Consider the following 6181-nt stretch of genomic DNA (forward strand, 5'->3'; position numbering starts at 1 on the left):
TCGTCATTCGTCGCTCGGCTTTGTATCGCCGGTTCAGTTCCTGCAAGACTGGATCAAAGCTCAGCAGACCAAGGATGCTGCCGCGTAACCAGAGGCCTCTGGAAGGCGAAAAACCGAGGGAACCTCAGTCTGCAAAAGTCCTGGCATTGAAGACTGGTTCGCCTATCCTGGAAGATAGACAAGTTCAAGGAGTTCGTTGATGACACAGTTCGGTCTTGGTCTGGATCTTTCGACGAAACGCACACGCAAGCGGGAATTTCTCGATGAGATGAGGCGCGTTGTGCCATGGTCGAGGTTGATTGCGTTGATCGAACCACACTATCCGAAGGGTAAGACTGGAAGGCCGCCGTTCCCGGTTGCGACGATGCTTCAAATCCACTTCATGCAGCAGTTATATGGTTGCCTCCCGTTTGCCAAGGGCCGGCATCGATGCTGTCAAACATGATCAGGATGCGGTTTTATATCCGGCCTGTTGTAGAGGCATCTGCCTGTTGGCCCTGATGGAATCCGCTGACCCGCGCCTCATTTGGTTCGTGGACTCGAAGTCCTCTGCTGCATGCAGGCTTGGCGTGTCACGGTCTGACCTGTTTGCCATCATTCGTTGTCGTACCTTGCGCAACCGTGGATAAGGAAATGTACGTGACTGGGGTTAAGCGATCGTCGGCTTACTGACAAACTCCCGTTGATACTTTCGCTCATGGGCCAGTAGTGCCCAGATCGTACGGGCCATCTTGTTGGCCAGCGCTACAATCGCGACATTCTGTGGTCGGCGTTGCGCCAGTTTCGTTGCCCAGATGGGAGGCTCTTTGCTATGGGTGAGTACCGATCGCGCGCCGTGGATCAGCAATGTTCGCAAGTAAGTGTCACCATGCTTGCTGATGCCGAGCAATCGCATCCGGCCGCCCGTTCCACTTTGCCTGGGGACGAGACCCAGCCATGCCGCTAATTCGCGGCCAGATTTAAACGCCTTGGGATCGCCGATCGATGCGACGGCCGCCGTCGCCGTCAAAAGTCCGACACCCGGGATCTCGGCGATGCGACGACTTAATGTGTCGTTTCTATGCCATACCTGAAGTCGCCGCTCAATCTCGTTAATTTGGTCGTCGAGCGCCGCGATGCGTGACCACTGCTCGCGGAAAGTCTCGATTAGCACAGCGGGAAGTCGCTCGGCGATCCGCTCGAGGGCGGCAACCACACCGTTTGCCAGAGCGGCCCGGCCGAGCGGCATAATTTCACCGTACTCGGTAAGCAAGCCGCGAAGTGCATTGATCTGGGCGGTACGGAACTTGACCAACTGCTGACGGATGCGGTGAAGCGCCAGAACCGCTTGCTGTGCTTCACTTTTTACCGCAACGGTTTTGACACCGGGCTGCTGTACTGCCAGCCGCCCGTTCCACTTTGCCTGGGGACGAGACCCAGCCATGCCGCTAATTCGCGGCCAGATTTAAACGCCTTGGGATCGCCGATCGATGCGACGACTTAATGTGTCGTTTCTATGCCATACCTGAAGTCGCCGCTCAATCTCGTTAATTTGGTCGTCGAGCGCCGCGATGCGTGACCACTGCTCGCGGAAAGTCTCGATTAGCACAGCGGGAAGTCGCTCGGCGATCCGCTCGAGGGCGGCAACCACACCGTTTGCCAGAGCGGCCCGGCCGAGCGGCATAATTTCACCGTACTCGGTAAGCAAGCCGCGAAGTGCATTGATCTGGGCGGTACGGAACTTGACCAACTGCTGACGGATGCGGTGAAGCGCCAGAACCGCTTGCTGTGCTTCACTTTTTACCGCAACGGTTTTGACACCGGGCTGCTGTACTGCCAGCCAGATCGCCCGGGCATCCTGCACGTCACTCTTGTTGCTGCCGCAAAACGGTTTCACCCAGCAAGCGGGCATCAACTTGACTTCGTGACCGAGAGCCGCAAGTTGCCTCGCCCAGTGCTGCGAACCGCCACAAGCTTCCATACCGATCAGACACGGGGATCGGTTGGAAAAGTATTCAAGAAATTTCTCGCGTTTGAGCTGCCGGCTCACAACCTCTCCAGACTCGGGTTCGACCCAGTGCAGTTGAAAGACGCGCTTCGCGATGTCAACACCAACCACGGTTTTGCTGGAAATCATCGCCATCTCCCGGTTGTCCTCGATGAACCCTTCATCATCCGCCTTTCATGACCAGGCTGTCCATTCGACAGCGCCGTCTATGATCGACTCACGCATCGGTGTAAAGCTGATGTACTCAAGACGCGCCATCGTGCCAGCCTCTGGTCAATTTGGTTATTCGAATTTCTAGGGCGCAGTTGCAGCCGTAGCGTGTTGTTCTGGCTTGCTATGTCCATGGAGTACATGTGACTGGTTACGCGTCCATGGTCTCAAATTCGCGGGTGTCCTTGTCCCACTGGATGATTGAACGGTCCGCCATCGCCGCGTTCTCGATCGGCACGAGCCTGGAGAGCTTGCCGCGGCTGATGACGAACCCGCCGCTGTGCTGCGAGAGGTGGCGCGGAAAGCCCAGCAGCAACATGGCGAAGTTCGCCCACTGTGCAATAAGCGGCGCCTGCGGATCGAGCCCGGCTTCCGCAAACCGGCTGAGCAGATCCTCCTTCGAATCGAACCAGTGGTGCGCCTTGGCAACCCGATCAACGATGGCCGGGTCGACGCCGAGCGCCTTTCCAGCCTCGCGTAGTGCACTGCGTGGCCGGTAGGTCGTCACGGCGGCAGTAAGCGCCGCGCGCTCGCGCCCGTACTTGCGGTAGATGCACTGAACGACTTCCTCACGTCGCTGGTGCTCGAAGTCCACGTCGATGTCGGGTGGTTCACCGCGCTCTTTGCTGATGAAGCGCTCGAACAGCATCGACGAACGCGCCGGGTCGACTTCGGTCACACCGAGGCAATAGCAGACTGCAGAGTTGGCAGCGGAGCCCCGACCCTGGCAGAGGATTCCCTCGTTGCGCGCGAAGCGCACGATGTCGTACACCGGAAATAGGGCTCGTATTTGAGGTCCGCGATCAGCGCGAGCTCGTGCTCGATCTGCGCCTGGACCCTCGTCGGTATGCCGGCGGGCCAGCGGCGATGGGCGCCGGTGTAGGTCTCCTGCCGCAGATACGCCTCCGGCGTGAAGCCTTCGGGCACCAGCTCGTCGGGATACTCGTAACGCAGTTCGTCCAGCGAGAACGTGCAACGCTTCGCGATCGCGACCGTCTCGGCCAGCGCGCGTGAAGGGTACAGGTTGGCCAGACGCAGGCGCGAGCGCAGGTGCTGTTCGGCGTTCGGCGCGAGGTCGTAGCCGCATTCAGACACCGGCTTGCCCAGACGGATGGCGGTGAGCACATCCTGCAAGGGCTTGCGCGACCGTACGTGCATGAGCGGCGCGCCCGTCGCGACGACGGGCACCCCGTGGCGCGCGGCCATCCGCTCGATCACGCCCCGGTGAACGTCGTCCAGGGCGCGCGCATGGAGCGTCAGTGCAACCCGGGCACGTGGGCCAAACGTCGCCGCGAACCATTCAAGCTGCGCATCAAGCCGCGCCTCGTCTGCGGGATAGTCCGGGCTCAGGATGGCGATGCAGTCAGGCAAGCCCTTCAGATGCATATATGCGGGATCGGGATCGTCCAGATCGCGCGCACTGAGGCGGTAGCTGCCCTTTTCGGCGCGCATGCGTCCAAGCGTGATCAGTTCGCTGAGGTTCCCGTAACCCTCCCGGGTCATCGCAAGGGCGGTGAAGCGCAGGGCCTGCGAGCCGTCGACGTTGGTCAGCGCGAACCCGGAGCCGACGATGAAGGCGATGCCCACATTTTTCGCTTCGACATGCGCGCGCACGACCCCGGCAAGCGAGCATTCGTCCGTAACGGCAATTGCGGCATAGCCAAGCTGGGCCGCACGCGCGGCGATATCATCGGCGTGCGATGCGCCACGCAGAAAGGAAAAGTTCGAGGTGCACTGGAGCTCTGCGTAGGCCGGGAGTGCGCCAAAGCCGTTTTCTGCCATTGGTCGCGCAAGGCATCCTCGCCCGCCTTGCCGGGCGCAATGCCTCCCTGAATTACTGTATAGATGCACAGTATTCTACACAGGATGGTCCTGGTCTGCTGAACCAAGTTCCTTGGGCTTGTGCGAATGCTGCGCGCCGTGCAGCAACTCGTAGTGAGCGCCTTTTCCGCTGCGTGTGGGCGGGAAGTGCTCGCCCTCCACACAGGTGACCTCGAAGGCTTTGCCGTCCCCGTCGTGGACGACCTTGTAGATGCCGGACGTTTTCACGATTTCTCCCGGCTTGTGGGTTTCTGCCATGATCGACCTCCATTTCGCTGACAACTGCGGACCGCAACCCTCATGCCTTGTCATGGCTAACGGCGATTGGCATCAGCACGCCCGCCCAGGGGCCCGCGCAGGGCGTAGGCCGCTCTGAGGCCCCGGCCGTTGTGCAGGTAGTGACACACCGCCTCTTGCGTAATAACATTGTGTTGACGCATCTCGCGTGCTTGGCATAACATTGTTGGTACGGTGGATCTATGAAAACGACGATTCGCAGGATGGGGAACTCGCAAGGCGTGCTGATTCCGAAACCCTTCCTCACGCAGTTGGGACTGGAGAACGAAGTGGAAATGGAAGTCGAAAACGACGCGATTGTGCTGCGACGCCCCCGGCAAAAGGCCCGTGAAGGGTGGGCGGACGCGAGCAAAGCGCTCGCGGAGAGCGGGGATGATTCGCTGGTGATGGGTGAATTCGCCAATGCTGACGATGCGGAACTTTCATGGTAGTGCGCGGAGACGTGTGGTTGGTCGCGCTCGATCCGACTTTGGGGAGTGAGATTCAGAAGACGCGGCCGTGTGTCGTGGTTTCGCCTCCCGAAATGCACGATCATTTGCGGACGGTCCTCGTCGCCCCGATGACTTCGAAGGGCCGCGCAGCGCCTTTTCGGATTCCGGTGACGTTCAAGCGCAAGCAGGGGTTGATCCTCCTGGATCAGATGCGCGCGGTCGACAAGATGCGACTGGTCAAGAAAGAGGGCGCAGTGGCCGATAAAACGTTGTTGGACACCCTGCGCACGTTGCAGGAAGTCTTTGCGGAATAGGCAAACGAGAAAACGATGATGCGCTCAACGCTTGCTCACAATGTCTACGATGTTGTTCTGTATCGGACCCAGCGGGCGCAGTCTCAGCGAGTTGCGATCACGACGCCAGGTACGCGTATCAGTTGGTCAAGTTTGGAAGAATGGATGGTCGCGTGGACGCGGATCAACGCCCGCGCGGCGAGTATGAAGCGGCACGCCCAGCGAGCGGCGCACGTCGCTGAACTCGCCTCGAACATGGACCTCGTGAATCGCGAGACGGACATTGAGACGCTTGCGGTGGTCAAGCAGTTCATCGAGCGCGAGAAACTGCTGCCGCCTCGTGGCGAGCGCGCGGGGCATCCTGCCACGGAAATCCTTCAGCGTGTTGGCACGGTGCTGAATGAGCGTAGGCGTGCTGCTGCAAATGGCGCTGTCGGCATCCGCGCTCGCAAGACTATCTGGAAGGCTGCCGCCTGAACACAGGCCAGCTCCCGCGGGGCAAGGAAAACGGTCTCAAACGGCGAAGGGGAGAGCGCAGAGGAATGGAAGCGATGTACGCCGCTGACGCGGATCTTAAAGCGGCTGTCCCTGAGGCCGTGCGACGGCACCGGGCGGCTGGAACACTTACATGGGCGCTGATTCATAAGATCGAGGCGGAAATCCTCGATGAGGTGGCGGCCACGGGGCAACACAGCGGTCGAATGCTCGGCATGCTTCGGGCGTCGCCCGCGATGGGCTATCCCAACGACGATCGGCCGGTCTCGCTTGAGGGACACGAGGTCGTTCCCACGGTGTTTGGCGCGATCTACGCCGAGTGGAACCGCGTCAGTTGACGACGGAAAATTGCTCGATGGACGACTTCATTCAAATCACTCCCGATGTGCGGTTCTCAGCGGCGGTCCTAAGCCCTGAATGGAGCGCGCGGTATCAAACAACCCAGGCAGCGGTTGCGGTTGATCGGCCACAGAATTCAGAGCGTCGCGCAGGCGAGCACCGCAGCCAGCAGATGGCATTGATCTAGGGCGTGTTCACACTATCTGAGCCCATCAACGATGAGCGCGAAATTGATAAAGGCGAGGAACATCACGTCCAGTTTTTCGAACCGCGAAAAGATGCGGCGGAAGCCTTTGAGGCGGCGAAAC

Annotated in this window: 5 protein-coding genes and 5 pseudogenes; 5 read left to right on the plus strand and 5 right to left on the minus strand. The window is 59.9% G+C overall.

Annotated elements, in window-relative coordinates:
• Positions 1-199 precede the first annotated feature (199 nt).
• Positions 200-400 (plus strand): annotated as a pseudogene (locus VSR34_RS37060) (IS5/IS1182 family transposase); the annotation flags it as partial.
• Between the two features lie 249 nt (positions 401-649).
• Here VSR34_RS37060 and VSR34_RS37065 read toward each other — a convergent pair.
• The 4 genes and pseudogenes from VSR34_RS37065 to VSR34_RS37080 all read right to left on the minus strand — a co-directional run.
• Positions 650-1384: pseudogene (locus VSR34_RS37065) on the minus strand (IS110 family transposase); the annotation flags it as partial.
• An 84-nt stretch (positions 1385-1468) separates the two neighbouring features.
• A pseudogene (locus tag VSR34_RS37070) lies at positions 1469-2116 on the minus strand (IS110 family transposase); the annotation flags it as partial.
• Between the two features lie 262 nt (positions 2117-2378).
• A pseudogene (locus VSR34_RS37075) lies at positions 2379-3979 on the minus strand (PHP domain-containing protein); the annotation flags it as partial.
• 75 nt (positions 3980-4054) lie between these two features.
• Entirely contained in the window at positions 4055-4276 is a 222-nt protein-coding gene (locus VSR34_RS37080; protein ID WP_342965086.1) for a hypothetical protein, read from the minus strand.
• Between the two features lie 221 nt (positions 4277-4497).
• Between VSR34_RS37080 and VSR34_RS37085 the strand changes: the two genes are divergently transcribed.
• From VSR34_RS37085 to VSR34_RS37100, 4 genes are all read left to right on the plus strand, one after another.
• Complete coding sequence (locus VSR34_RS37085; RefSeq protein ID WP_342965087.1) at positions 4498-4746, plus strand: AbrB/MazE/SpoVT family DNA-binding domain-containing protein; 249 nt, start codon at positions 4498-4500, stop codon at positions 4744-4746.
• Positions 4740-5060, plus strand: a complete 321-nt coding sequence (locus tag VSR34_RS37090) for a type II toxin-antitoxin system PemK/MazF family toxin (protein ID WP_342965088.1) — start codon at positions 4740-4742, stop codon at positions 5058-5060. The genes VSR34_RS37085 and VSR34_RS37090 overlap by 7 nt, the downstream gene beginning before the upstream one ends.
• Before the next feature lie 15 nt (positions 5061-5075).
• Positions 5076-5516: a hypothetical protein gene (locus VSR34_RS37095; protein ID WP_342965089.1), complete on the plus strand. Its 441-nt coding sequence runs from the start codon at positions 5076-5078 to the stop codon at positions 5514-5516.
• A gap of 65 nt (positions 5517-5581) precedes the next feature.
• Positions 5582-5872, plus strand: a complete 291-nt coding sequence (locus VSR34_RS37100; protein ID WP_342965090.1) for a DUF2471 family protein — start codon at positions 5582-5584, stop codon at positions 5870-5872.
• A gap of 200 nt (positions 5873-6072) precedes the next feature.
• Here the strand turns inward: VSR34_RS37100 and VSR34_RS37105 are convergent.
• A pseudogene (locus tag VSR34_RS37105) lies at positions 6073-6181 on the minus strand (IS5/IS1182 family transposase); the annotation flags it as partial.

Origin of the sequence: Paraburkholderia sp. JHI2823 (assembly GCF_038900695.1) — a bacterium.
Lineage (GTDB): Bacteria > Pseudomonadota > Gammaproteobacteria > Burkholderiales > Burkholderiaceae > Paraburkholderia > Paraburkholderia mimosarum.